The organism is Methylophaga sp. UBA5088 (assembly GCF_002414625.1).
Taxonomy (GTDB): domain Bacteria; phylum Pseudomonadota; class Gammaproteobacteria; order Nitrosococcales; family Methylophagaceae; genus Methylophaga; species Methylophaga marina.
In genome coordinates this window covers 32,520-33,113 of record NZ_DIAC01000131.1, presented here as the reverse complement: position 1 = coordinate 33,113, position 594 = coordinate 32,520, and the positions used below count along the sequence as shown (strand labels likewise).

General features: G+C 42.1%; 1 protein-coding gene. It reads left to right on the top strand.

What is annotated here, in order from left to right; genetic code table 11:
• Positions 1–64 precede the first annotated feature (64 nt).
• A partial coding sequence (locus B4K20_RS16275) for an arylesterase (RefSeq protein ID WP_289283719.1) occupies positions 65–594 on the top strand: 530 nt, incomplete at its 3' end.

The window sequence follows — 594 nt, the reverse complement described above, 5'->3', positions numbered from 1 at the left end:
TGGGTTAAATTGCTTACTTTGATTGCAGTTGTAACTGCCATGTTTTCCACTCTTGAAGGTTTGTATGTTTCTAAAAAGACAATATTGGTTTGTGTTACTCATCAGTTTATTGATGAGCAACGCAGTATCAGCATCGACATTGCTTGTTATGGGAGACAGCCTGAGTGCTGCCCATAATCTACGACCAGAATTAGGTTGGGTTAGTTTACTGGAAAATCAACTATCTGAGTCTCATCCTGAAATCAGCGTTGTGAATGCCAGCGTCAGTGGAGAAACAACGCAAGGCGGTTTAGCCCGCTTTAAACAACTGTTGTCAGAACATAAACCCAGCTGGGTCATTCTGGAACTGGGCGCCAATGATGCCTTACGTGGCTATCCACTGACACAAACCAAACAGAATCTTGAATCCATGATTGAACAGGCACATAAAGCTGACGCCAAGGTGCTGTTAGTAGGCAACCAGATTCCACAGAATTACGGTAAACGCTATACAGAGATGTTTTTTAATTTATACAAAGAGTTGGCAGAGCAATATCAATTGGCTTATGTGCCTTTTATGCTGAAAGGCGTCGCTCTTGATAAAACCTTGATGCA